Raw genomic sequence first — 24170 nt, forward strand, 5'->3', positions numbered from 1 at the left:
AATGACAGGTCGCTGGAGGACAACGGTATGGACAAGAGGATACACAGCCTGGCGGATGCTGTGGCTGATATCGAAGATGGCGCAACGTTAATGATCGGCGGCTTTGGTGGCTCGGGCGCGCCCATCGAGCTCATTCACGCTCTTATCGATCGCTTCAAGGAAACGGGTAAGCCCTCGGGGCTCACGGTTATCAACAACAATGCCGGCAATGGCCGTATCGGCATCGCGGCGATGATCGATGCTGGCATGGTCAAGAAGATGATCTGCTCCTTTCCGCGTTCATCCGATCCGCGGGCCTTCAAAGATCGCTACCTCGCAGGCGAAATCGAGTTGGAACTGGTGCCGCAGGGTACGCTTGCCGAGCGCATTCGCGCCGGCGGTGCCGGCATTCCCGCCTTCTACACGCCGACCGGTTTCGGTACCGAACTTGCTGACGGCAAGGTGATCGCCGAATTCGACGGTCGCAAATATGTGCAGGAGCGCTGGTTGAAGGCCGATATAGCGCTGGTCAAGGGGCATCTCGGCGACACCCACGGCAATCTCACCTACCGTCTGGCCGGGCGCAATTTCAATCCGCTGATGTGCATGGCGGCCAAAAGGACCGTCGCGCAGGTGTCGAAAATCGTGACGCCAGGAGAGATCGATCCGGAGCAGGTGATCACGCCAGGCATTTTTGTCGATGGGGTCGTTGAAGTGGCTGATCCGCAACAGGAAGAAGCGCTGATCCGAGCAGGAGTGGCATACGCATGAGTGACGCACCCATGATTGATACTCGCGACGACATCAAGCTTTCCAACGCCCAGATTGCCTGGCGGGCCGCTCAGGATATTGCCGACGGCGCCTATGTAAACCTCGGCATCGGCTTCCCGGAAATGGTCGCAAAGTTCCAGCCCAAGGGCCGCGAGGCGATCTTCCATACGGAGAACGGCGTCCTGAATTTCGGTGAAGCGCCGCCCCCTGGTGAAGAGGATTGGGATCTCATCAATGCCGGGAAAAAGGCCATCACGCTGAAGCCCGGTGCGGCCTTCTTCCACCACGCCGACAGCTTCGCCATGGTGCGGGGCGGGCATCTGGATGTGGCGATCCTTGGGGCCTATCAGGTCGCTGAAAATGGTGATCTTGCCAATTGGCGTGTCGGCTCCAAGGGCGTGCCTGCCGTGGGTGGCGCGATGGATCTTGTCCATGGCGCAAAACAGGTGGTGGTCATCACCGAGCATGTCACCAAGGACGGCAAGCCGAAACTGGTCGAGCGTTGCACCTTTCCCCTCACTGGCGTCGGCTGCATCACGCGCGTCTATACCAGCCATGCAGTGATCGACATTGTGAATGGCAAATTCGTCTTACGAGAGAAGCTTGCAGCCATGACTATGGATGAGCTTCAAGCCATGACGGGCGCGAAGCTCCATATCGATGGCCATGTCGACGACCTCGTGGTTCCGGCGCTGTAAGGAGTAAATCAATGACCGAAGCCTTTATCTGCGCTTATATTCGCACGCCCATCGGCCGTTTCGGCGGATCCTTGTCATCTATTCGTGCTGACGATCTCGGCGCAGTGCCGCTCAAGGCGCTGATGGCACGTTATCCGACCGTCGATTTCGGTGCCGTCGATGACGTCGTCTATGGCTGCGCCAACCAGGCGGGGGAGGATAATCGCAACGTTGCGCGCATGTCGTTGCTGCTGGCTGGTTTGTCGGTTTCGGTTACAGGCACCACGATCAACCGCCTGTGCGGTTCCGGCATGGATGCTGTCATTACCGCCGCTCGGTCGATCAAGTCGGGCGAAGCTGAATTGATGATTGCGGGCGGCGTGGAATCTATGAGCCGCGCGCCCTTCGTTCTGCCAAAGGCGGAGTCTGCATTTTCGCGCAACGTGGAAATCTATGACACCACCATCGGCTGGCGCTTCATCAACCCGATGATGAAGAAGCAATATGGCGTCGACTCGATGCCTGAAACTGGCGATAATGTCGCGATTGACTTCAATATCGCCCGTGAGGATCAGGACGCCTTTGCCTTGGGAAGCCAAGCGAAGGCCGCTGAAGCCCAGGCCAATGGCCGCCTTGCTAAAGAAATCACGCCGGTGAGCGTGCCGCAGAAAAAGGGTGAACCGCTAATCGTTGATCGCGACGAGCATCCGCGTGCGACATCGATGGAAGCGCTCGCCAAGTTGAAGCCAGTCAATAAAATCGAAGGTGGCACGGTTACAGCGGGTAATGCGTCCGGCGTCAATGACGGCGCGGCAGCGCTCATCATCGCTTCCGAAGCTGCTGCCAGAAAGCACGGCCTGACCCCCATCGCCCGCATTCTGGGTGGCGCGACGGCAGGCGTTCCCCCGCGCATCATGGGCTTTGGTCCCGCACCGGCAACCAAGAAGCTTCTTGCCCGCCTCGGCCTCGCTCAGGAGCAGATCGACGTCATCGAACTCAACGAAGCGTTCGCCTCGCAAGGCCTAGCGACGCTGCGGGATCTCGGCATTGCCGATGACGACCCGCGCGTTAACATCAATGGTGGAGCCATCGCGCTCGGCCATCCACTCGGCATGTCCGGCGCCCGCATCACCGGCACGGCAGCGCTTGAGCTTTCCATGTCCGGCGCGCGTTACTCGCTTTCCACTATGTGTATCGGCGTGGGGCAGGGCATCGCGGTCGCGCTGGAGCGGGTGTAGGCTGGGTTCAATCCTGAAGTGCGTCTTGCGGATGATATCAGTGGATTATCAGCCACAAGGAAGATGTAGTGGGACGGTAAATACTTCCATGGTGGGTCGAGAAGCAGCCTTGGCGATCGCTTCAGCATCGACGGCATCATTTTTCTGACGCTTCACTACAGGCTTGATGTGCTCAGGGGCCTTAAGACGCACATCCTGGCCCAGCTTTCTAATCTCGCGACACCAGTGATGGGCCCCGGCGCAGGCCTCCCGTGGGAGGGGGGCCACAGGCCTGCCTTGCGAGAGTAGATGGTCAGGCAGACCTCGCAACGGTCCATATTGCAATATGTCGCGGCTCCACCAACAGAGCATCGATGTTCTCATGGAAAGCCGCTCGATAGGGCCGATTTAGCTGAACCTTGAGCACGTCCGCCCGATCTGTCCATGTTTCATGAAGCTGGAAGACGTTGCTCCGCTCCGGATCGACGTGCAGCGTGTATCGCACAAACGTCTGCTCATGGCGCATTGCGTCTAGTACCGGGTCGAGAAGGGCGAGGAACCGGCCAACTTGCTCAGGTAAAACATGAAAGGTGATGACGTAGGTTTCAGGCTGTGTGTGCGAGGTCATCTTAGCGCCTCCGGAAACAGGACGGTAATTTTTGTGGCGCCTTGCAAAGTATATCTGCGTGACACTCTTCGGATCGGAATCCGTGAGGGCGCTGATAGTTGATACCTCCCGGGTGCTCGATCAAAGGTCGACTTGATCATGCCAACACCCGGCCGCTAATGTCGTTGGCAAGCCTTGAAGCGTGCGTGACCATAATTCCATGTGCCACCCCTTCGTAAACGACAAGTTCCGCGCCGGGTATCGTGGCAGCGTACCCGCGCCCACTGGACTCCAGCGGCGCGGAAACGTCGCAGTCGCCGTGGATTATCGTGACTGGCAGTTTCAAGTCGTGGGCTTCCGCCGAAAGGTTACTCAGCGCGATCGTCTGTTGGAAAGCGACCAAAGCCCGGCGAGAGCAATCCATAGCCATTGAGCCCATCCAGTCCTTGACGCGTCTATGGGCGCCGGGAGCGAAGGGGTCGATGTTGGCGTCGATCCAGCCCGACAGGTTGGAGGTGAGTTCTCCGCACAGCCTTTCCACCATTTCCGGAGTTACTCCACCGACGCCAACGACTCTAGGCCCGGTTGCACCCACTAGAATGAGCCTTTTGATCTGGTTGCCATTGTACCGCGAAAGGTAGCGTATTGCTTCGCCGCCAGCGCCGGAGTGCGCCACAAGCGTCACATTCGAAAGGTGGAGAGACCTCATCACCTCAGCGAGATCGTCGGCCAAGTCGTCGTAAGAGTAGGTCGCCCGATCGGTAGAACGACCGTGTCCGTTTCGGTCGTAAGCGATGGTCCTGAGACCTGCGTCATTGAGACGAAGCCTAGTTTCACCCCAAATTCGGCTGTCCATAGCCCATCCAGCCAAGAAGAGTACGGGCGGACCATCACCCCAATCGCTGACGTGAAGAAAATGCCCGTCGCCGCGTGAAACAAATGCCGGCATCATACGAACTCCTTGTCGAGGAACCCGATGACCTCTTCGATTTGACCGTCCTGCGTTGTGCGGATGATGTCGGTCCCCGTGGCGATCAGCCTTCCGTCCTCGCCTGAGAGCGTCCAGGAGAACCGCGCAAATGAGCCATGCCCGTCAGGTTCGCCCCGAAGTGTAAAGGTGTGGCCAGGGAGTTGGGCCCGGACACCTGCGATCATTGTAGAGATGCCCTCCCAACCTTCGCTTGCCATTATCGGGTCGGCGTAGCGAGCTCCCGGTGTCCAGGCGTTGGCCAGTCTCTGGTCGCGTGATGTGGCGTCAGGATCATTCCAGAGCGCGAGATACTCACTGGCCAGCAATTCGGGATTTGTCATTGTCCGCCTCCATATTAGATGACGAACCAAGAATGCCGCAGCCGCTGGACGAAGACGATTACCTCCGAGGTAATGACTTCGACGAGCCAGACCGTTAGTCTCCGCCAAATGAGCGCAATATCGACGACCCTTGGTGAGGCATTGAGAATGTGGCGGGCAAGACGCCGACTTAGCCAGCTTGATCTCGCGGGCGAAGCGGAGGTCTCTACTCGCCATCTCAGTTTCATTGAAAGCGGCCGTGCGTCTCCTAGCCGCCATGTGCTATTGCGTCTTGCGGAGGCACTTCGCTTACCGCTGAGAGAGCAAAATCAACTACTGCGTACCGCGGGCTTCGCCCCGATCTATGAAGAGCGTGCATTCTCCTCTCCAGACATGGAAAACGCTTTGGTTGCCGTGGAAGCAGTGTTGCGAGCGCATGCGCCCTTTCCGGCGCTGGCCGTCGATCGGCACTGGAACTTAGTGCTTGCCAATGATACCGCGCGGCAGATGCTGATCGGCATCGATGAGAGGCTGCTGAGGCCTCCCGTAAATGTGTTGAGAGCGACGTTCCACCCACAGGGGCTGGCGCCTCGCATTTTGAACCTCGCCGAATGGCGTCACCATGTTTTGTCACGACTTCGAAGAGACATCGATCAATCTGCTGACCCGGTACTAGAAGCGCTCCACACCGAACTCTCCGGCTTTCCTTTTCCCGCTAGTCGCCGCCCGCCAAGCTCTACCGAGCGCATTGCCGTGACCCTTTCCATTCGCAGCGAAGCAAATCGTGGCGTGATGTCGTTTCTGTCCACAACGACCGTGTTCGGCACTGCGGTGGACGTTACGCTCGCGGAACTGACGCTGGAATGCTTTTACCCGGCAGACGAGAAGACGCGACAATCTCTAATGGAGGGAATGACCAAGCCATTATGAGCCGTTTGTTCAGCAGTCCGAGCGTTCTTAGACCAGCTTCACCGCACGAACATGTTAGTCATCTTGCCATGCAATGGCGGCAATGCGCCAAGCATTCTCAGTCCGCACCAACTGAATGAGCTTTGCGCCGCTTCCATCGTAGGGTTCGCCCGAGAAGATTCCGCTCTTCGCGTAGGTCGAATGGCGGCAGGCTATGCCACGCAATACCTGAGTGGTCGCTGAAGTCTCCCACTCATGAAAGTCGATAAGCGAGCCGTCACTGAGCATCCGCTCGCGCGGTACGATGAACGTATCCACGTTCATCGTTTCAACCTCAGCAGCATTGGCTCGTACGATGACTGCCTCAGGAAGAAACATTTCCCGCAGCCCTCGCACGTTCATGACCCGTCCGCTGCGGTTGTCGAACGCGGCATAAAATCTGCCGACCAATTCGTTGATTGCTGCGTGCAAATCAGGATTATCCCGTTCGGTGGTCATAGAAGCCTCGGTATTCCTATCTATGGAATTTACACCTACCTTAATAAGGCATCGTGGTTCAACGATAGCGCTATGTGACGTCTACGAGGGACACTGATGAGGGGAGCGCATGAATGCGTTCCGCAGGCGAACGGATAGCTGCCAAAAGACTGTAACTGCTCGCCAACTTCTCTGACGTCAGCTCGGTTCCTCTTCGCGGCTGCCGGATCACTCCGTCGATCGCAGATTGTCTGGAACTCTGGTCATATTCCACCAAGGCGCCGTTGACGTTCCGATCCGTGCAAGCGTCTCTTCCAATATGTTCGGTATCAACTTAGTTTGACGCGACCAGATAATGTAAGAGATGACGACGGCTGAGGTTCGATGGACGCACTTGCCACGCAAAATGAAGCCCTGAATGTCATTTTGACCGATCGTCTTACGATGCGGTTGCCTGAAGTGTCTGATTTTGAGGACATGGTTCAGCTCTGGAGTGATCCCGATGTCGTCCGCTATATCGGAGGCCGTACTTCCACTGACGATGAGGTTTGGCAGCGCCTTTTACGTTATAGAGGCCTCTGGGCGCTGGTTGGTTATGGCTATTGGACTATTCGTGTGACCAAGACCGGTGATTTCGTAGGGGAGATGGGTTTCGCGGATTGGCACCGCGCCGGCCTTCCTCAACTGAAGGGCGTCCCTGAAGGTGGATGGGTTCTTACCTCCGCAATGCAGGGAAAAGGTTATGCCAGAGAGGCATTGAACGCTGCGCTACGATGGCTTGATAGATCCATTACACCACGTACGTCTGCGTGCATCATTGCACCTGAAAACAAGCGATCCCTCCGCCTTGCCGAGCAATGTGGCTACCGGGAGGTATCACGAACCGCCCACCGGCAAACCGATACGCTAGTTATGGTGCGCGATCATTTGACTAGGGGCCATGATTGCGGCGCTGATTGAATTTTGGTTGAAAATTCGCTCAAAATGGCTTGGCTGGGAAACCTTGAATTTCAGAAATTGCTTGTTGGAAAAGTCTTGAAATCCCATCTGTTATTCCATCGCGAGCGACATTGGTTGCTAGCTTGCGCATTGGGTTTGGGCTTAGTCAAGCGGGCGTGGGAGCACGAATAATTTTCGCTTCATGCCTCAAGCTGGCACATAGGGGATAATTTAACTTCAAGACAAACTAAAAAATTGTTGCAACGTATCATCGCAGACGGTCCTCACGCTCTTTCCGGAGCAAATTGCTTTCAATTCGGAGTGGGTGATAAGCGCCCTGGAATGTCCTGCCAACCGCAAGCAATCTTCAAGTTTTGCAAGCTTCTGCCCGCCACTTAAAGGTGCGACTATAGAGCCGTTGGCGTGAAGGCGCTCGGTGGAGAACCTCCGGCCATCCATTAACGAGATATGGACTTGGTGCGGTAGGCGCTCAACGCCGCGCTCTTCTTCTGCGCTGTAAGAAGTAATACTGATCTTCGCCATGTGGGCTCGGAAACTTTGCCGCGTAGCAGCTTGAGGAGTGAAATCACGGAGCGATAGTCCTCCGCCCGAGAGCGCGACAGCCAAGCAGTAATGCATGGAAAACCTCGCCTGCATTTCATCGATAGGATCGTCATAGGGAAGGTTGTCAAATGCAGATCTTCCAACTTTCGTATCGATCCGTTCGATGTCATCAAGCGAAAATCCGTATTTCTTTTGAAGGTCCAACGCCGCGTCAATGGCTCTGTGAGTGGATGCGCAGCATGGATGAAGTTTCGTGACCAGACCGCGGGTTTCGATGATGTGCTCCTCGTTCCATGTGAGGTCCGCCCACCCCGTCGCTTCGTTGCCTCCGAAGAGATCGAGAAAGCCTTGCGATCGTTCGAGGATATCGAGCCTGCCGCCCAAACCCGATCGGGCAAGTAACGCGGCCTCGATCGCATTTCGCGCCGCGATGCCTGCGTGCAAGGGTTTTGCTCCGGTGCCAAATTGTCCTTTTGGACCCGAAGCCATGCTTGTGGCGAGGCTCATTGCGTTTGCTATCTTAGCTTCGTCAAGTCCAAGAAGGACGGCCACACCTGCGGCGGCTCCGACGCAGCCGATTGTCGAGGTTCCGTGCCAGCCCCGATTATAGTGCGAGGGGATGACGCCGAAGCCAATGGATGCCTGCGCTTCCAGCCCGGCAAGATATGCTCTGACCATCATGTGGCCCGAAAACTCGTCGCTGCTTGTCGCGACGGAGAGAAGCGCTGGCACCAGGACTGCTGATGCGTGGGCGCGTGCGGGATGAAAATTGTCATCGAAATCGAGGCAGTGGGCGGCAGTGCCGTTGATGAGGGCAGCGATGGAGCGCGATGCGCGGCCTCCCGTAAACACCAGCGATGCGCCCATTTCATTGATCTCGTCGCGAAAAGCTGCGGCCACAGACCGTGGTGCAGCGTCATACATGCCCGCAATCATGCAGCCGATAGTATCCACAATCGCGTCTTCCGCCCGCTCTATTGCGATAGCCGAAAAGGATGTTCTTGCAATGACCTGTCGGGCAATATTTTCGAGAACGGTTGTCATTAACGCGCTTCCTTGCAAATCTCAGAGGGAGCGGCATTGATGAATGGGCAGGTCTATCGGCGCAATCTTATGCAAAAGACGGGTGACGTTATCCGGGAGAATGAGAATGAAAAAATCGGGCGACGTCCAGATCAGCATCAAGCATATTCAGGCCTTCGACGCGATTGCGGCCACAGGCTCAACCATTGCCGCTGCCGTTGATCTCGGTATTTCTCAATCCAACACCAGCCGACTTCTGCATCAGTTGGAGATCTACCTCGGTGTTCGGTTGTTCGACAGGGATAAGAACCGACTTTCGATGACGCGTGAGGGGTTGAAGCTAGGACCGGAAATCCGCGCCATTGCGGACAAGCTCACGACCCTGAAAATAACGGCGCAGGAACTGGAGGAGGGACGTTCAACGGAGATCCCACTGAGAATAGCTTTTCCTGCAAGCCTTTCCGCAACGCTGGTGCCGCGCCTAGTCAAGAGCTTTCTGGCGGAAGCCGGTCCTATCAGAATCGAAATAGCATCTGGAAATTATCTTGCGATAGAACGAATGGTGGCGGAAGGGGCAGTCGATCTCGGTTTCACGCGCCTGCCCTCGCCAACGCCGGGGCTTCGCGAAGAGCATGTCATGCCGACGCGCAATATTTGCATTCTCCATAAAGATCATCCGCTTGCCGGTCAGGGGAAGATCAACGTTGAACAATTGAAGACCGAGGATCTGATACTTCTCAATCGGGAGCGGGCCGTCCGTCATGAACTGGAAGCGATCTTTTATCGCGCAGGACTTCGCCGCCGCCCGGCAATCGAAGTGCATTCCGTCGGTTGCGGCTGCGCTCTTGCGGCGGAAGGGCTGGGCATCGCAATCGTCAGCGAATTGCTGGCGCTTGAATATCAGGCCTTGCCACTAGCATTCGTTCCGCTTGAACCGACCATCTCCGTCGATTACGCCATCGTCAGTTCCGAACTCTCCCCGCTTCCGAAAATCGCTCTGCCGTTCTTGAACTACATCCGGGAATGGGCTTAAGCGTTTTCATATCGGCGGGAGAGGGAGTGGCGAAAGCATGATCAATTTCAGACAGCTTGAGGTTCTGAAAACCCTGCTCGCGACAGGGTCTACCATCGCTACCGCCAAGAGCATGGGGCTCAGCCAGTCTGGCGTCAGCCGTCTTCTTCAGCAGTTAGAGACCGATCTGGAATTGAGGCTTTTTGATCGGGATAAGGGCAGACTTATTCCAACGCCTGAGGCCAGTATTCTGGCGCGGGATGCCGAAACGATCCTGCTTGGATTGAACAGGTTTTCAGGACTGGCGGAAGATCTCCGCAGCGGTGCAAAAGGGCCAGAACTGGTGCGGGTAGGGCTTCCCAGCAGCATGTGGGAAAATTTCGCGCCCGCGATGATGAAGGAATTCGTGCGTGATTACCCTTCGGTCCGGATCGAAACTTTTTTCGAGACGACATCCAACATCGCACGTCTGGTTGAGCAGAAGGTCATCGATTTCGGCTTTCTGCGCAACGAACATCCCGCATTACCTGGGATCGATATGGAAATCGTGGCATCAGGCACCAGCGTTTGCGTTCTGCCCGAAGGTCACGAACTGGCGTCGATGAAGGAAATTAGTGCACGGGACCTGCGTGGGGTGCCGCTCATTCTCATCGGTCGGCAAAGGCCGACACGTATGCTGCTCGATCAGACCTTTGCGCGCGAAGCCGTGAGGCAGAACGTGAAAATCGAGACTCATACCAACAGTTCGGCCTGCTCCTATGTGGCTCACGGTTTGGGAGTTGCCATATTGAGCAGCTTTTTTGCAAATCTCTACCAAAACCTTCCCATCGTGCAGCGCCCATTCGTTCCGGTCACCACGCAGGAATTTGCGCTCGCAACCCCCTCTGGGACGTCTGCCTCTCTGGCAGCAAAAGCCTTGATGGACGCGCTCAAGCGCCAAATCAAAATCTCACAAAAGCATTGCCCTAGCGATTAAGCACCGCGTCACAGATCAAACTCAACGCGCACCTGCGTCTGCAAAATATGCATTAGCCTATGAAGATAATGCATAATATTGCGCTCATTTTTTTGATCCGTCATAGTTTCAAACATAACAGCCGGTGACTTTGTAGATCCGGTCCCGACAATCGCGTTCAGGGGAACCGATGATAAGATTCATATTCCATCGATTGCTGATGGCGATCCCGACATTGGTGATCGTCGCAATCACAGTCTTCGCTCTTATTCGTTTCATCCCAGGTGATCCGGCAGCTCTGATGCTGGGAGACATGGCAACACCGGATCAGATTGCCGAGATGCGCACTGAACTTGGCCTCGATACGTCACTGCCGCAGCAGTTTCTCGTCTGGGCGGGCAATGTGCTGAGCGGTGATTTCGGCCAGTCTATCGTGAACAAGGAGCCGGTGCTTCCGCTGGTTGTTTCGCGCTTCATGGTTTCAGCCGAGATCGTCGTGGTCGCGGTTATCCTGGCAAGCCTCATCGCAGTGCCAGCTGGTGTCATAGCGGCGTGGCGGCAGAACAGCGCCACGGACCTCGTACTGATCGGCACGGCGACAGTGTTGCTTTCGATCCCGACTTTCTGGCTGGGATTGCTTTTGCTTCTTTTCTTCGGACTGAAGCTCGGCTGGCTGCCGGTGCTGGGATATGTGTCCCTCTCGGATAATTTCGTGTCCGGCCTGTTGTATCTGGTCTTGCCCATCATGACGCTCGTCATCCATGAGGCCGGGGTTCTGATCCGCATGGCCCGCGCCTCCACGCTGGAAGTGCTGCGGCTCGACTACATTACCCATGCCCGTGCCAAGGGACTCTCGGAGCAGGCGGTTCTCTGGAAGCACGCTTTCAAGAATGCCTTCGGTCCAACATGGACGATGATCGGCTTGATCCTTGGAAATCTGCTTGGCGGCATCGCCGTTATCGAAACGGTGTTCACCATTCCGGGCCTCGGTCGCCTGATGGTCGATAGCATCTTCCAGCGCGATTACCCTGTCATTCAGGGCTGCCTTCTCTTCGTCGCCATGTCTTATGTGGTCGTCAACCTGATTGTCGATCTCCTATATCCCCTCTTTGATCCGCGCGTGGTGGCCGAATGAAACACGTTGCTCTTAACGGCTTGATCGGCGGCGTTCTCATCGCTGCTCTGCTCATCGTCGCAGCCCTGAGCCTCTTCTGGACGCCTTTCGATCCCATGAAGCTGAGCTTCACGGCAAGACTGGCTGCTCCCGGCTCACTCCATCTCCTCGGCACTGATGAATTCGGGCGAGATGTACTCAGCCGCCTTATGGTAGGCGCACGAGCAAGTGTCTGGATCGGCTGCCTTACGGTCGGTTTTGCGGTGGTCGCTGGTACATTGATCGGTCTGATCAGTGGGTATGCCCGTGGCTGGATCGATGGCCTGATCATGGCTGTAAACAATGCACTGCTGGCATTTCCCGGCATCCTGCTGGCACTCGGACTTCTCGCAGTGTTTGGCGCAAATCAATATGGCATCATCTTCGCTCTGGGCATCGCCTACACACCATCTATGGCGCGTGTCGTTCGGGGAGCAGTCCTGTCGTTGCGGGAGCGTGAATTCGTTGAAGCGTCCCGCGTGATGGGCAACGGGGAAATCTTCACGATGTTCAGACACATCCTGCCTAATTGCCTTGCCCCAATTACCGTTCTCGCAACCTCGATGTTCGGCTGGGCCATTCTTTCGGAAAGTGCCTTGAGCTTCCTCGGTCTCGGTGTTCCGCCACCAGCACCGACATGGGGCAACATGCTGGCTGCAGGTCGGCCTTTCATCGAACAGGCTGTCTGGCTCGGACTCTTCCCAGGCCTCTGCATCGCACTCACATTGCTTGGCATCAACCTTCTCGGAGATGCTCTGCGCGATAAACTCGATCCACGCATGAGAGGTTTGAAATGACTGAAGGAAAGCTTCTCAGCGTCCGCAATCTTTCGCTGGAAATCGTCCGTCGCGATGTTGGCGTGGTGAAGGATGTCACCTTCGATGTCGCGCCGGGTGAAATCTTCGGCATCGTCGGCGAAAGCGGTTCGGGAAAATCGCTCGCGACGAGAGCGATTGTTTCTCTGCTGCCGCCCGTCATCCGCAAGACGGCAGGTACAGTCATCTTCAAGGGCCGCGACATCACCGCAATAAGTGAAAAGGACTTGCGCACGCTGCGTGGTGCGGAGATCGGATTGGTATTTCAGGAGCCCATGACCTCGCTCAACCCGTCGATGACCATTGGACGGCAACTGGAGGAGGGGCTGGCGCTGCACACGCAGGATCAAGCCTCCACAAGGCGCGAGAAAATTCTCTCCATGCTGCAACGTGTCGGCATACGCGATCCTGAGCGAGCACTGACGTCCTATCCACATGAGTTCTCCGGCGGCATGCGCCAACGCATCATGCTCGCATCAGTCATGCTTTTGAAACCGGCATTGCTGATTGCCGATGAGCCGACGACAGCGCTGGATGCTGTCATTCAGCGCGACGTCATGGAACTGATGGTGGAACTGACGAAGGCAGAAGGCACGGCAGTCCTTCTCATCAGCCATGACCTACCGATGGTGGCCCGCTACACAGACCGGATCGTCGTGATGGAAAAGGGCTCCATCGTTGAAGCCGGTACGACTGAGCAGATATTGGAGCGCCCGCAGCACCCTTACACGCGCAAGCTTCTGTCATCCTTGCCAGTGCGCGGCGACGTCAGGCCTATCGATACGACTTCGGCACCGATGATTTCGGCCCGCAACATCGTCGTGGATTATCCTGGACGGAAATCGTTTCTCAAGAAGGGCGAGCCAAAACGCGCACTGCACGGTGTCTCGATTGACGTTCATGAAGGCGAAGTCGTGGCTCTGGTGGGTGGTTCAGGCTCCGGCAAGACGACCTTGGGGCGAACCATTGCCGGACTCGTCAAGGAAACCGAGGGCGAGGTTTTCTTCCAGGGCCGCACGCGTGATCAGGACTGGCGCGACTATCGTCTCAATTGCCAAATGGTTTTTCAGGATCCCTATTCCTCGCTTGATCCTCGCATGACAATCCTCGCTCTCGTTGAAGAAGCGCTGCGTCTCGTTCCCGGAATAGACCGGGTGGCGAAGATGAAGCGCGCCTACGAAACGTTGGAAGAAGTTGGTCTCAACGCCGAATTCGCCCTTCGCTATCCGCATGAACTTTCGGGCGGACAGCGGCAGAGAGTGGCCATTGCCAGGGCGATTGCGCGACGACCACGCTTCCTCATTGCCGACGAGCCCGTTTCGGCGCTGGACGTGACCGTTCGCGCGCAGGTGCTCTCGCTCTTTTCCGATTTGCAGAAACGATATGGCTTCTCCTGCCTGTTTATCAGCCACGATCTCGGCGTCGTTGAACAGGTTGCTGATCGCGTCATCGTCATGCAGGACGGCAGGATCATCGAGGAAGGTGACCGCAACACGATCTTCGACATGCCGAAGCAGGCCTACACCCGGCGCCTTCTCTCGGCAATTCCCGCGCTCGATCTCAACGAGACCGGCGGCGTGAAACTCAAGTGGCGCTTGGAGGCGTGACGATGAATACAGCACCCATGACATCCGGCAACCTCGGATCAACCGCCGAAAGGCTGAACGCGATCTGTAACGGACAGCCATTCGTCACGCGCTTCAGCATTAAGAACCTGCGCAATGGCGAGATATTTGAACGCGGAGCGGATGAGGAAACTCCGTCTGCCAGCACCCGCAAGACCTCGATCATGATGGCTGCCCTGAGCGCGGTCCAAGAAGGCAGGCTCGATCTGGATGAGCAGATTGTCTACGAGGCGCGCTTTGCCGAAGAAGTCGCAAGCGGAATGTTTCGCTATCTTACGCCGGGCATCGTGATCTCGCTTCGCGATGCCATCACCGGCATGATGGTGCTTTCCGACAATGTCTGCACCAAGATGGTCTTCGAGCGCCTGACGCTGGAGGAAGTGAACAGCTATTGCAGGGCAATCGGCATGGAAGGCACGCATCACCGCTTTCTGATCCCGCCGCTCGCTCTGTCTCCCGATCATTCCTTGAAGTCCGTTACGACGACAACGGCGCGCGATCAAATGTTCCTGCTCCAGTCGATTCTCGATGCTCAGGGTTCCGAAGAGGCTTCGAAGCGGCTGGGCGTTTCTCAAGAATTGAGTGCCTACGCCTTGCAGACGCTGAAAAATCAGATTCTGCGATACGCTATCCCTTCACGTCTGCCGTTCGGCACGGTCGTCGCTCATAAGGGCGGCACAGGAAAGCGCGGGAGGATGAATGCAGGCATCGTCTACAGCGATGGTCAACCGCTCTACATCATCACCGCTTTTACGGACCAGGTGCCGCAGGAAATGCCGGATGGAACACCGGGATACACCATGTCTCTTGAAACCATCGGACGCCTTTCGCGCGTCTGCTGGGATGATTTTCGAGCTTGAGCCAACAGCATTAAAACCAACAATAACAGAGGGTAGAACATGAAAAGCTTACTTCTTGCTGGAACTATATTGATGGCGCTTTCAGGCGCGACCCACGCGCGCGATATCGTGATTGCGCAGAGCTCGGATCTTCGCAGCAACATCCCCGGCGTTAACCGGGATGGGAATACGGATGGCGTCATCCTTCATATCGTCGAAGGGCTCGTGGGCTACGCCAACAACGGCGAAGTAAAGCCTTTGCTGGCGGAAAGTGTTGAAACCTCGAGCGATGGTCTGACATACACATTCAAGCTTCGCCAGAACGTCAAGTTTCACAATGGCAAGCCGCTGACCGCGGATGACGTCGTTTGGAACTGGAACCGATACATGGACCCCGCCACGAAGTGGACGTGCATCAATGATTTCGACGGCGGTACGGTGAAGGTGACAGCGATCAAGGCTGTCGATGCGCATACCGTCACGATGTCGCTCGATAAGCCCTCCGCGGTTTTCCTCGGCCTGATGGCGCGGCCGGAGTGCGGCTACACAGGCATGATCTCGAAAGACTCCCTCAACGCTGAAGGTGCATTCGATAAGCCAATCGGAACTGGTCCGTTCAAATGGGATGGGTGGAAGAAGGGCGAATACATCCACTTGGCCAAGTTCGATGAGTACCAGTCTCCGGCCAATGACGGCAAACCGGATGGCATGGTCGGCTCGAAGCGACCACTGGTGGATGGCATCAAGTTCATGGTCATCCCCGATGCATCCACTGTGAAGGCAGGTCTCCAATCGGGTGTGCTCGACACTGCGGAAATCTCGCCTGATCTCATTCCGGAGTTTGAGAAGAGCGAAAAGGCCAAGGTCATTATTTCGCAGAACAACGGCAAAAACCTCTTCTACATCCAGACCCGCGACCCCGTCATGAGCAAACCCGGGGTTCGCCGTGCAATCGCGATGGCGCTTGACATGGACGAGCTTGTTGCTGCGGCCTCCAATGGTACCGGAAAGGCCAACGGCTCGATGGTGGCGTCGGACTCTATCTACTTCAGCGAGACACAGAAGAAGCGTCTTCCTTACGATCTTGATGCGGCGAAAAAGGAACTCGAAGCATCCGGCTACAAGGGTGAGCAAATCAACATCATCGCCAACAAGCGTGGCAATGTACCCAGCTTCCCGGCAGCCGTCATCGCTCAGGCGATGTTGCAGCAGATCGGTCTGAACGTGCAGATCGAAGTTCTGGACTATGCAACGCAGGTTGATCGCCGCCGCTCTGGCAATTACCAGATCATTTCGCAATCCGTCGCACCCCGTCTCGATCCTGCGTTGATGTACAGCTTCTATGTGGGCGATAAGGACAAGAACGCTTCGCTCATGTGGGATAATCCGAAGGCGATCGAACTGATGAAGGCTGCTTATGCGGAAATCGACCAGCAGAAGCGTCAGGCAATCTTCGACCAGTTCCACGAGCTCATGTTGCAGGATATGCCAGGCATCTTCCTCTACGACATGATCGACGTTTGGGGAGCGACCAAGTCGCTTGAGGGTCAGCCGGTCTGGCAATCCAACGCGCGGCTTTGGGAAGTGTCGGTCGGTAAATAATCCAGTCATTAGGCACCGCGAATAAGCGGTGCCTTTCATATGCACAGAAGCCCTCTGCCATCATCGATGCGCGGTGCCGGTTTCGCTTTGTCTCGAGGAACAGCATGCCAGATCAATCAGCCCTGAAATCACTAACGCAATCGATCGACGACCTAGCTCCTAATTTTACATCCATAAGTGATCAAATATGGGATCTGGCAGAACTGAAGTACGACGAATATAAATCAGCCAAACTTCTTGTTGAGACATTGAAGCAACATGGTTTCTCCGTTGAGGAAGGCATCGCGGGAATGGAAACCGCATTTGTCGGCCAATACGGGCATGGAAAACCTGTCATCGCATTCCTTGGCGAATATGATGCTCTTGCAGGCATGAGCCAGCTTGCGGACATCGATGAGCAACGGGAAGGTGAGCCGGGCGCCAGCGGTCACGGCTGCGGCCATAACCTATTAGGAGTCGGGTCTCTCATCGCGGCAATCTCGCTGGCAAGACATTTGGAGGCTAACGGTCTGCCGGGGACAATTCGATATTATGGTTGCCCTGGAGAGGAGGGCGGTTCCGGAAAAACCTTCATGGTGCGGGCAGGTGCCTTCGACGATGTGGACGCCGCACTGACCTGGCACCCAGCCCCATTCAATGGCGTCAGATCGACAAATAACCTCGCGGTACTTGAGTATTACTATAGGTTCAAAGGCACTGCCGCGCATGCCGCCAATGCGGCTCATCTTGGGCGGTCGGCTCTCGATGCCGTCGAACTGATGAATGTCGGTGTCAACTTCCTTCGCGAGCACATGCCGCAGGATTGCCGCGTGCATTATGCCATCACCGATGCAGGCGGACGTGCCGCTAACGTGGTTCAGGCAAAAGCAGAGGTGCTTTATCTCGTTCGCGCGCCCGAAATGTCCCAGGCTCTGGCACTGGCCGAGCGCGTGGATCAGGTAGCGCGCGGTGCCGCCATGATGACCGGAACTGAGGTGGAGATCGTGTTCGACACCGCCGCCACAAACTTGCTGCCGAACCTCACGCTTGAAAACGCAATCCACGAAAATCTGATGGCGATTGGGCCGGTGCCGTTTGATGAGGCAGACATGGAGTTCGCCCGTAAAATCCAAGCCACATTTACGCAGGAAGCTATCAAGAGCAGCATCAAACTTTATCAGATCAAGGATGATGTCTTCTCCAACGAGAAGATTGACGGATCGACGCCGCTACATTTGGGATTGCGTGCTTTCGAAGGGCACTCCCATTTTCGAGCAGGATCTACCGATGTGGGCGACGTCAGCCGTGTGACACCTACCGCACAGTGTTGGGCGCCAACTTGGGCGATAGGAACAAACCCTCATACATGGCAAGTCGTGGCGCAGGGCAGAAGCCGTGCAGCCCATAAGGCAATGGTGCATGCTGCTAAAGCTCTTGCTTCGACGGGCCTTGATTTGGCAACATCTCCGAGCCTGTTGGCCAAGGCAACAGCAGAATGGAAAGCTGCGAGGGGCGACGACCCTTATGTCTGCCCAATACCTGAAAACGTCATGCCTGGTGCTTTGCATTCCAGTAAGGAGCAATCGCTGGGGTAACGGATGAATATCAAACAGACGCTAAAGCGCCCCAGTCAATAAGGAGCGAGCGTTAAAGCGAGCTTCCAGAGGTGGATGCTGTTGCGCCTTCTGGGCGTCAGCGCGCCTCAATTCGCGTTCTGGAAGCGCGTGCCGGAGGGCATTGTGAGTCCGCCTACTTGCCGATCTGACGTTGTACCGCATGGTTGTCAGACAGATACTCTATGCTTTGGGTATGTTGGTTTCAGATCGGCCACTTTGCCAGGCGGCTTGAAGATTGTTGCTTATTTTAGAAGAATTACGGAACTAAATTCTCACGAAGCGGCAGCCGAACGATTTTTGTTCTAAGTGAACTTGCGCTGATTCCGCTGCGACGATAAACCGCAGCGGCCCACCTGACTCATTTCCCGATGGATCGAAACAACAATTTTCAAGTGACGCCCCGTCACAAAGCGAGTTGCCTATGAGAGACCTTCCAGGCCGTCCTTCACGTCGAAATTTTCTTAAAGCGTCTGCTGCAAGTGCTGCAGTCGCTGGACTCGCGGCCGTGCCGCTTAAGGCTGAGGAGCAACTAGAGCCGGTCGCGCTGGATGCGTACACGCCTATCTGTCTCAAGCCCAGCGAGTGGGCCTTTGTAGTGGCAGCGGTAGCAAGATTGATCCCTTCCGAGGGCGAGGGCCCCGGCGCCTTAGAAACCTGTGTGCCGGTCTTTATCGATATGCAATTGGCTGGCGAATTCGGTCGCGCTGCCGACTGGTATATGGAAGGTCCTCATGAGGCCGACGCAAGTCCGTTGCGTGGCTGGCAGACACCGCTGACACCGCTTCAGATTTACCAACAAGCGATCCCGGTATTTGACGAATGGTGTCGCACGACACATAGGAAGATTTTCGCGGAGCTGGATGATGCGACGCAGGATCTGGCGCTTACCTCGCTTCAGAAAGACGAAGTGAAGCTTGATCCGGAAATGCGCGATTTCTTCTCCATTCTGCTTAGTAACACCAAAGAGGGTTATTTCGCCGATCCACTGTACGGCGGAAACCACAAGATGCAGGCGTGGACCTACATCGGGTTCCCCGGCGCGCGTGGATCCTACAAGGAATGGGTTCTCAAACATAACGTCAAGTATCCGCTGGGACCGGTCTCGATCTCTGGCGAGAGGGCATAAACGATGGCTAGAACTGAAAAGAAAAAAGATGTGGTCATCGTCGGTCTTGGTTGGACCGGATCGATCCTAGGCATGGAGCTTGCGCAGGACGGGCTCGAGATCGTCGCGCTCGAGCGCGGTCATGACCAGAATACCGTACCCGATTTCCAATATCCTGAGATGATCGACGAGCTGAAATACGGGGTACGTCTCGGCATGATGCAAAAGCCGCGCAACTCGACAGTGACAATCCGTCGGAGCGAGACAGAGGTGGCATTGCCATATCGCAGCCTTGGCTCCTTCCTTCCGGGTATCGGCGTCGGCGGGGCCGGAACGCACTGGAACGGGCTTAACTGGCGTCCTATGACGTCGGAATATCGTCTTCGCTCCTATGTCGAGGAACGTTGGGGCGCGTCCATCATCCCTGAAGATATGACCATTCAAGATTATCCGGTCACGTATGACGAGCTCGAGCCCTATTTCGACCGTTTTGAACGGGTTGCGGGCATCTCGGGCAAGGCTGGTAACATCAAGGGTGAGAAGATTGAAGGCGGTAATCCGTTCGAGGCCCCACGATCCCGCGATTATCCCATGCCGCCTATGCCGACGACCTGGGACGGAGCCAAGTTCGGTGAAGTCACGAAATCCATGGGCTACCATCCGTTTCCGCGCCCCGGTGGTATAGCGTCGCAAGCCTATGTCAACGAATACGGCATGCAGATGGGCCCGTGTAATCATTGCGGCTTCTGCGAGCGCTATGGTTGTTATAACTATTCGAAATCTTCGCCGCAGACCGCCATTCTTGACGCCCTGAAGCGCAAGCCGAATTTCGAATATCGGACCGAATGCGAAGTGTTGCGCATCGAAATGGCGCCGGATGGCAAGACCGCGACCGGCGTGACCTATTTCGACGAAAAGGCGCAGGAAGAAGTCTTCCAGCCTGCCGATCTGGTAATACTGGCTGCCTATCAGCTGCACAACGTTCACCTGATGCTGCTATCCGGCATCGGACAGCCCTATGATCCCAATACGGGAGAAGGCGTTACCGGACGCAATTACGCCTATCAAATGAATGGTGGCTACACGCTGTTTTTTAAGGACGAGGTCTTCAATCCGTTCATCGGCACTGGTGCCAATGGTATGACCATCGATGATTTCGGTATCGATAACATCGATTTCGGTCGGGAAGGCTTCATCGGCGGCTCCTACATCTCCGCCGGGCAATCGAATGGTCAACCGATCCGCTCCATGGCGCTTCCAGCAGGCACCCCAAGCTGGGGCGCAAAGTGGAAGCAGGCCGTGGGTGAATGGTACGGGCACTCCATGTCCATCGGTTCGCATGGGTCGCACATGGCCTATCGTGGCAATCACCTCGATCTCGATCCGACCTACAAGGACCGGCACGGGCGACCCTTGATGCGGATGACGTTCAACTGGAATGCCAATGACATTCGCATGACCCAATTCATGAAGTCTAAGATCGAGCCAATTGCGAAGGCTCTCAACCCGACATCCATGCAGGAAGGCTTCAAGAAAGAAGGTGCCATGTATGATGTCAGGCCCTATCAAACCACGCACAACGTCGGCGGCTCCGTAATGGGCGACGATCCCAAGACATCGGCGGTCAACCGGTATCTTCAGGCCTGGGACAAGCACAATATCTTCGTTCTTGGTGCCGGGGCATTTCCGCAGAATACGCAGTATAACCCCACCGGCATGGTGGGTGGTCTCGCCTATTGGGCAGCGGAGCATATCCGCAAGAACTACCTTCCCAACCCACGGCCACTAGTTTGAGGAGTGCCACCATGAAAACGCTTCTCAAAGTTCTCGCCGCTCTCGTCCTCGTTTGCGTCGCCTGTCTTCTCGCCTTCATTTTAGTGCCCATTCAGCGCACGGAAGCGACTGCTCAACTGGCTGCGGATTTCAAGCCGGCAGAAGGTCGCGGGGAATATCTCATGCGCGCCAGCGATTGCATGGCCTGTCACACGAATGAGGGTGGAACACCCTTTGCAGGCGGTCGTGCGATCCAGAGCCCGATGGGAACAATCTGGACGACCAACATCACGCCGGACAAGGAAACCGGTATCGGAAGCTATACCCTCGATGACTTTCGTGCCGTTCTCTATGATGGTGTGACGCCGAACGGCACACATCTTTATCCTGCGATGCCATATGAAAATTACAGGAAGCTGACTGAAGAGGACATCGCGTCACTCTACGACTACTTCATGAATGAAGTGAAGCCGGTCCAGAACCACGTAGAGGCGACGAAGCTCGCGTTTCCCTTCAACATGCGCTTCGGCCTACGCGCGTGGAATTGGATAGCTTTGCGCGGCGAAGCCGGGTTTAAGCCCAACGCCGCAGAGGATGAGATGTTCAACCGCGGCAAATATCTGGTTGAAGGACCGGGGCACTGTGCGGCGTGCCATAGTCCGCGTTCGATGTTGATGACGCAGGACGGCATCGACGACTCTTCAGAGAGCTTTCTGTCAGGTGGCGAAATCGATAACTACACGGCCCCGGATTTGAGAGGCCCTAGCAGCGGTCCGCAAAAATGGGGCGTCGATGAGACGGCTGCTTATCTTGCCACGGCTCGCAATGCTCATTCCACGGCAACCGGCGAAATGATGCTGGTGGTGCGAGATTCCACTCAGTACCTGACGCAAGATGACAATCGGGCGATAGCAAGCTTCCTGACGAAGATCGGGACGCCAGAACAACCGGCCGCAAAATCGCCCGATGCGCCAACGCAGACCGAAGAACTCTTGTCGAGCGCTAGACCTGACATGCCGCTAGGAGCGCGGCTCTATCTGGACAATTGCGGTGGATGTCACCTCGTGAACGGTAAGGGTGCGCCGGAAATATTCCCGGAACTCGACGGAAACTCCCTGGTGACAGCGAAGTCTAGTAAAGGCCTGATTAGCGTGATCCTTCATGGTGCAGAGCTTCCTTCAACTGAAAAACGCCCAATGAAGGTGAGAATGCAGGGCTACGAGGATCGCCTGTCCGACGATGAGATCGCAACGCTCGCCACCTTCCTGCGCAACGCGTGGACGAACAAGGCTTCTGCAGTCACCACGCAAGACGTAGAAGCGATCAGAAAGCTCGGCAACGCCCACTGATGGCCGTAAGAAAGTACGAAAGAGCCCTCCGCCATCGCAGCGGGCTCTTTCGTAACCGTATTTGATGATCACCATGCTTGGGCGGAACACCGTGCATTTGGCTCTGTTCCTGAGAAGCGGTCCTTGTAAGGGAGTGAAGTCCTGCTGCATTTGGGCTGGCTTTGCGGGCTCTTCATCGCCCACGACCTAGAAGGAAAATCGAATCAACACAATTGCCATCTGTCTGGCTAGCAATCCGCTGCCGTTATCTTGCCGGTACGTGGCTAGTGTCGATCGCTATTCATCGACAGAGATTCGGGATCGGGTACGACTGATAATGTGTGTTTGAGACATTTAAGTGCGAAACAGGATCGAGAGTGGCGTACACCATCAATCTTGTAGAGTTTCCGGCGTAAAAACTGCTCGTAGCCGAGGGTTCCTGCCACTGCGACCTTGATGAGATAATCATACTCACCTGTCGTCAGATACACTTCCAGCACTTCCGGAAGAGCGGCCATCGCTTCCCCGAAACGTTCTAGAACCTCGTCGTCGTGGCGCTCCAGCATCACCTCGATGACAACAGTTTCGGTCAGTCCGAGTTTGGACTGGTCGAGTATCGCAGTGTAGCCACGAATGACCCCGTCGTCTTCCAGCCGCTTTACACGCTGCCAGCAGGGACTAGGCGACAGCCCCACCTTTTCCGAAAGCTCCGCATTGCTCAGGCTGCCATCCTGCAGCAGGGCGCGTAATATCTTGCGGTCAATTCTGTCTAGCGGTTTTGTCATCCCGTTCTCCCCCACAATGCGCAGCAAAATATCTGCCGTGGCTGCGGCAGCCTACGAAAGAAATGTTTTTCGACGGGCGTTTTGGCGGCCACATTCGAAAGCACCTTCCGCTGATTTTTACGTACCGTACTGCAAGTTACAGACAGCAGGGAGGAGCAGGCGTGGCACGCGTGGAACAACATCATTTTCCAAGACCGAGAACGTTGATCCATCCCGGCATTGCCTCGCCGGTGCGCATCAACAGCCTGCGCTCGCCATCCGCACGCCACGTGCGGCTGTTCATTGCGGAAGGACGCAGTCTTTACGACGGAATCGTGCAGCCGCTTTTCGAAAACGGCATTGAGAATGCCTCGCTTACCATTCTTGGCGGCTATTTCGACATATTGTCCTATTGCGTCGCGCCGCCCGACCCTTCCGGCAATGCTGTCATTGCCTATACTAAACCCATCGACGCCGGTGCGGCTTGGCTTGTCTTCGGCAATGCTACGCTCGGGCGCAGCATGAACGGCGAGCCGATCGTCCATTGTCATGGCGCGATGCGCACCGCGGCAGGTGTAATCAAGGGCGGCCATCTACTGACTGAATCCTGTGTTGTCGGCGAGCGTGGCGTTTCTGCACTTGTGACCTCACTCGACAGTTTCGTGCTGCAGCAGTCCTTCGACGCTGAAACCAACATTCCCCTTCTTCAACCTAGGAACCGTACGGAGCACGCCGATGAACACGCATAGCACTGTCGAAATCGGATCCATGGGGCGTGTGGCCTATGCCCGCATCGCACCCAATGAGGACCTTGTGCTGGGTGTCGAAAAGCTGTGCCTTGCCGAAGGCTTTAGAAATGCATTCGTGCGCGGTGCCCTTGGAAGTCTCGTTGATGCCTGCCTCGGCACCCGCTGTGGCGCGTGCTTGCAAGTAAGCGGTCCGGCCGTTGAAATCGTCTCCATCGCAGGCGAAGTGCGTGCCCAGCCCGACGGTACGCTGCGGGCCTCGCTGACTGGCGTTGTCGCTGACACCGAAGGTTCGGTTTATGGGGGCCCTTTCATCGCCGGAGCTAACCCCGTTTGCATGACTTTTGAAGTGACGCTGGAAGAGTGGTTGCCTGCGGAAGAGCCACCCGCAGCATGAGCCGCAAT

General features: G+C 56.1%; 24 protein-coding genes and 1 pseudogene. 18 read left to right on the forward strand and 7 right to left on the reverse strand.

Translation table 11 applies throughout. From position 1 onward, the window contains the following. Window positions 1-27 precede the first annotated feature (27 nt). The 3 genes from WKI41_RS02740 to pcaF are packed head-to-tail and all read left to right on the forward strand — an operon-like array spanning window position 28 to window position 2665. Window positions 28-750, forward strand: coding sequence for a 3-oxoacid CoA-transferase subunit A (locus WKI41_RS02740; RefSeq protein WP_340191978.1), 723 nt, complete (start codon window positions 28-30; stop codon window positions 748-750). After that, window positions 747-1448, forward strand: coding sequence for a 3-oxoacid CoA-transferase subunit B (locus WKI41_RS02745; RefSeq protein ID WP_425340970.1), 702 nt, complete (start codon window positions 747-749; stop codon window positions 1446-1448). Before WKI41_RS02740 ends, WKI41_RS02745 begins: the two co-directional genes overlap by 4 nt. Window positions 1449-1459: 11 nt before the next feature. Continuing rightward, window positions 1460-2665, forward strand: a complete 1206-nt coding sequence (pcaF, locus tag WKI41_RS02750; protein WP_340191979.1) for a 3-oxoadipyl-CoA thiolase — start codon at window positions 1460-1462, stop codon at window positions 2663-2665. Window positions 2666-2752: 87 nt separating this feature from the next. Here pcaF and WKI41_RS02755 read toward each other — a convergent pair. From WKI41_RS02755 to WKI41_RS02770, 4 genes and pseudogenes are all read right to left on the reverse strand, one after another. Then, window positions 2753-2917, reverse strand: a pseudogene (locus tag WKI41_RS02755) (IS110 family transposase); the annotation flags it as partial. Between the two features lie 40 nt (window positions 2918-2957). Next, the gene (locus WKI41_RS02760) at window positions 2958-3272 is read right to left on the reverse strand and encodes a putative quinol monooxygenase (protein WP_062424485.1); all 315 of its coding nucleotides are present in this window, start codon (window positions 3270-3272) and stop codon (window positions 2958-2960) included. A gap of 136 nt (window positions 3273-3408) precedes the next feature. Beyond that, window positions 3409-4200: an alpha/beta fold hydrolase gene (locus WKI41_RS02765; protein ID WP_340191980.1), complete on the reverse strand. Its 792-nt coding sequence runs from the start codon at window positions 4198-4200 to the stop codon at window positions 3409-3411. Next, window positions 4200-4562: a nuclear transport factor 2 family protein gene (locus WKI41_RS02770; protein ID WP_111846535.1), complete on the reverse strand. Its 363-nt coding sequence runs from the start codon at window positions 4560-4562 to the stop codon at window positions 4200-4202. The genes WKI41_RS02765 and WKI41_RS02770 overlap by 1 nt, the downstream gene beginning before the upstream one ends. Window positions 4563-4670: 108 nt before the next feature. Here WKI41_RS02770 and WKI41_RS02775 point away from each other — a divergent pair, with 108 nt between their 5' ends. Then, window positions 4671-5471 (forward strand): helix-turn-helix domain-containing protein, encoded by an 801-nt coding sequence (locus WKI41_RS02775; RefSeq protein WP_340191981.1) that lies wholly within the window; start codon window positions 4671-4673, stop codon window positions 5469-5471. 54 nt (window positions 5472-5525) lie between these two features. Here the strand turns inward: WKI41_RS02775 and WKI41_RS02780 are convergent, their stop codons facing one another. Further along, window positions 5526-5948: a hypothetical protein gene (locus WKI41_RS02780; RefSeq protein ID WP_340191982.1), complete on the reverse strand. Its 423-nt coding sequence runs from the start codon at window positions 5946-5948 to the stop codon at window positions 5526-5528. A gap of 363 nt (window positions 5949-6311) precedes the next feature. Between WKI41_RS02780 and WKI41_RS02785 the strand changes: the two genes are divergently transcribed. Further along, on the forward strand, window positions 6312-6887 hold the full coding sequence (locus WKI41_RS02785; RefSeq protein WP_340191983.1) for a GNAT family N-acetyltransferase: 576 nt from the start codon (window positions 6312-6314) through the stop codon (window positions 6885-6887). 216 nt (window positions 6888-7103) lie between these two features. Here WKI41_RS02785 and WKI41_RS02790 read toward each other — a convergent pair whose 3' ends face one another. After that, on the reverse strand, window positions 7104-8474 hold the full coding sequence (locus tag WKI41_RS02790; protein WP_340191984.1) for an MmgE/PrpD family protein: 1371 nt from the start codon (window positions 8472-8474) through the stop codon (window positions 7104-7106). A gap of 106 nt (window positions 8475-8580) precedes the next feature. Here WKI41_RS02790 and WKI41_RS02795 point away from each other — a divergent pair, with 106 nt between their 5' ends. The 11 genes from WKI41_RS02795 to WKI41_RS02845 all read left to right on the forward strand — a co-directional run bounded on the left by WKI41_RS02795 (window position 8581) and on the right by WKI41_RS02845 (window position 22276). Next, window positions 8581-9486 (forward strand): LysR family transcriptional regulator, encoded by a 906-nt coding sequence (locus WKI41_RS02795; RefSeq protein WP_340191985.1) that lies wholly within the window; start codon window positions 8581-8583, stop codon window positions 9484-9486. Between the two features lie 40 nt (window positions 9487-9526). Further along, the gene (locus WKI41_RS02800) at window positions 9527-10441 is read left to right on the forward strand and encodes a LysR family transcriptional regulator (RefSeq protein WP_340192305.1); all 915 of its coding nucleotides are present in this window, start codon (window positions 9527-9529) and stop codon (window positions 10439-10441) included. A 169-nt stretch (window positions 10442-10610) separates the two neighbouring features. Beyond that, a complete protein-coding gene (locus WKI41_RS02805; RefSeq protein WP_340191986.1) occupies window positions 10611-11555 on the forward strand; it encodes an ABC transporter permease in 945 nt (314 codons plus the stop codon). Next, on the forward strand, window positions 11552-12370 hold the full coding sequence (locus tag WKI41_RS02810; protein WP_112521885.1) for an ABC transporter permease subunit: 819 nt from the start codon (window positions 11552-11554) through the stop codon (window positions 12368-12370). The genes WKI41_RS02805 and WKI41_RS02810 overlap by 4 nt, the downstream gene beginning before the upstream one ends. Then, a complete protein-coding gene (locus tag WKI41_RS02815) occupies window positions 12367-13995 on the forward strand; it encodes a dipeptide ABC transporter ATP-binding protein (protein WP_340191987.1) in 1629 nt (542 codons plus the stop codon). Before WKI41_RS02810 ends, WKI41_RS02815 begins: the two co-directional genes overlap by 4 nt. A gap of 17 nt (window positions 13996-14012) precedes the next feature. Continuing rightward, the gene (locus WKI41_RS02820; protein ID WP_112358152.1) at window positions 14013-14873 is read left to right on the forward strand and encodes a serine hydrolase; all 861 of its coding nucleotides are present in this window, start codon (window positions 14013-14015) and stop codon (window positions 14871-14873) included. Between the two features lie 39 nt (window positions 14874-14912). Then, window positions 14913-16454, forward strand: coding sequence for an ABC transporter substrate-binding protein (locus tag WKI41_RS02825; protein ID WP_340191988.1), 1542 nt, complete (start codon window positions 14913-14915; stop codon window positions 16452-16454). 104 nt (window positions 16455-16558) lie between these two features. Continuing rightward, entirely contained in the window at window positions 16559-18028 is a 1470-nt protein-coding gene (locus WKI41_RS02830; protein WP_062599720.1) for a M20 family metallopeptidase, read from the forward strand. Between the two features lie 442 nt (window positions 18029-18470). Further along, on the forward strand, window positions 18471-19175 hold the full coding sequence (locus tag WKI41_RS02835; protein WP_340191989.1) for a gluconate 2-dehydrogenase subunit 3 family protein: 705 nt from the start codon (window positions 18471-18473) through the stop codon (window positions 19173-19175). Window positions 19176-19178: 3 nt separating this feature from the next. Beyond that, window positions 19179-20948 (forward strand): GMC family oxidoreductase, encoded by a 1770-nt coding sequence (locus WKI41_RS02840; protein WP_340191990.1) that lies wholly within the window; start codon window positions 19179-19181, stop codon window positions 20946-20948. 11 nt (window positions 20949-20959) lie between these two features. Further along, window positions 20960-22276: a c-type cytochrome gene (locus WKI41_RS02845; protein WP_340191991.1), complete on the forward strand. Its 1317-nt coding sequence runs from the start codon at window positions 20960-20962 to the stop codon at window positions 22274-22276. 263 nt (window positions 22277-22539) lie between these two features. Here the strand turns inward: WKI41_RS02845 and WKI41_RS02850 are convergent, their stop codons facing one another. Continuing rightward, on the reverse strand, window positions 22540-23040 hold the full coding sequence (locus tag WKI41_RS02850; protein WP_340191992.1) for an Lrp/AsnC family transcriptional regulator: 501 nt from the start codon (window positions 23038-23040) through the stop codon (window positions 22540-22542). A gap of 161 nt (window positions 23041-23201) precedes the next feature. Between WKI41_RS02850 and WKI41_RS02855 the strand changes: the two genes are divergently transcribed. Together WKI41_RS02855 and WKI41_RS02860 are read left to right on the forward strand one after the other, a co-directional pair. After that, window positions 23202-23768, forward strand: a complete 567-nt coding sequence (locus WKI41_RS02855; RefSeq protein WP_340191993.1) for a DUF296 domain-containing protein — start codon at window positions 23202-23204, stop codon at window positions 23766-23768. Then, on the forward strand, window positions 23755-24162 hold the full coding sequence (locus tag WKI41_RS02860; RefSeq protein WP_340191994.1) for a PPC domain-containing DNA-binding protein: 408 nt from the start codon (window positions 23755-23757) through the stop codon (window positions 24160-24162). The genes WKI41_RS02855 and WKI41_RS02860 overlap by 14 nt, the downstream gene beginning before the upstream one ends. The last annotated feature ends 8 nt before the right edge of the window (window positions 24163-24170 follow it).

Origin of the sequence: Agrobacterium larrymoorei, assembly GCF_037722385.1 — a bacterium.
Taxonomy (GTDB): domain Bacteria; phylum Pseudomonadota; class Alphaproteobacteria; order Rhizobiales; family Rhizobiaceae; genus Agrobacterium; species Agrobacterium larrymoorei_C.

Bases quoted from the DNA above. Each gene is read 5' to 3' on its own strand.
- WKI41_RS02790 (WP_340191984.1), bottom strand. From the start codon at position 8,474: ATGACAACCGTTCTCGAAAATATTGCCCGACAGGTCATTGCAAGAACA.
- WKI41_RS02740 (WP_340191978.1), top strand. From the start codon at position 28: ATGGACAAGAGGATACACAGCCTGGCGGATGCTGTGGCTGATATCGAA.
- WKI41_RS02810 (WP_112521885.1), top strand. From the start codon at position 11,552: ATGAAACACGTTGCTCTTAACGGCTTGATCGGCGGCGTTCTCATCGCT.
- WKI41_RS02860 (WP_340191994.1), top strand. From the start codon at position 23,755: ATGAACACGCATAGCACTGTCGAAATCGGATCCATGGGGCGTGTGGCC.
- pcaF (WP_340191979.1), top strand. From the start codon at position 1,460: ATGACCGAAGCCTTTATCTGCGCTTATATTCGCACGCCCATCGGCCGT.
- WKI41_RS02780 (WP_340191982.1), bottom strand. From the start codon at position 5,948: ATGACCACCGAACGGGATAATCCTGATTTGCACGCAGCAATCAACGAA.
- WKI41_RS02805 (WP_340191986.1), top strand. From the start codon at position 10,611: ATGATAAGATTCATATTCCATCGATTGCTGATGGCGATCCCGACATTG.
- WKI41_RS02835 (WP_340191989.1), top strand. From the start codon at position 18,471: ATGAGAGACCTTCCAGGCCGTCCTTCACGTCGAAATTTTCTTAAAGCG.
- WKI41_RS02765 (WP_340191980.1), bottom strand. From the start codon at position 4,200: ATGCCGGCATTTGTTTCACGCGGCGACGGGCATTTTCTTCACGTCAGC.
- WKI41_RS02840 (WP_340191990.1), top strand. From the start codon at position 19,179: ATGGCTAGAACTGAAAAGAAAAAAGATGTGGTCATCGTCGGTCTTGGT.
- WKI41_RS02820 (WP_112358152.1), top strand. From the start codon at position 14,013: ATGACATCCGGCAACCTCGGATCAACCGCCGAAAGGCTGAACGCGATC.
- WKI41_RS02825 (WP_340191988.1), top strand. From the start codon at position 14,913: ATGAAAAGCTTACTTCTTGCTGGAACTATATTGATGGCGCTTTCAGGC.
- WKI41_RS02845 (WP_340191991.1), top strand. From the start codon at position 20,960: ATGAAAACGCTTCTCAAAGTTCTCGCCGCTCTCGTCCTCGTTTGCGTC.
- WKI41_RS02815 (WP_340191987.1), top strand. From the start codon at position 12,367: ATGACTGAAGGAAAGCTTCTCAGCGTCCGCAATCTTTCGCTGGAAATC.
- WKI41_RS02760 (WP_062424485.1), bottom strand. From the start codon at position 3,272: ATGACCTCGCACACACAGCCTGAAACCTACGTCATCACCTTTCATGTT.
- WKI41_RS02795 (WP_340191985.1), top strand. From the start codon at position 8,581: ATGAAAAAATCGGGCGACGTCCAGATCAGCATCAAGCATATTCAGGCC.
- WKI41_RS02745 (WP_425340970.1), top strand. From the start codon at position 747: ATGAGTGACGCACCCATGATTGATACTCGCGACGACATCAAGCTTTCC.
- WKI41_RS02785 (WP_340191983.1), top strand. From the start codon at position 6,312: ATGGACGCACTTGCCACGCAAAATGAAGCCCTGAATGTCATTTTGACC.
- WKI41_RS02830 (WP_062599720.1), top strand. From the start codon at position 16,559: ATGCCAGATCAATCAGCCCTGAAATCACTAACGCAATCGATCGACGAC.
- WKI41_RS02850 (WP_340191992.1), bottom strand. From the start codon at position 23,040: ATGACAAAACCGCTAGACAGAATTGACCGCAAGATATTACGCGCCCTG.
- WKI41_RS02770 (WP_111846535.1), bottom strand. From the start codon at position 4,562: ATGACAAATCCCGAATTGCTGGCCAGTGAGTATCTCGCGCTCTGGAAT.
- WKI41_RS02775 (WP_340191981.1), top strand. From the start codon at position 4,671: ATGAGCGCAATATCGACGACCCTTGGTGAGGCATTGAGAATGTGGCGG.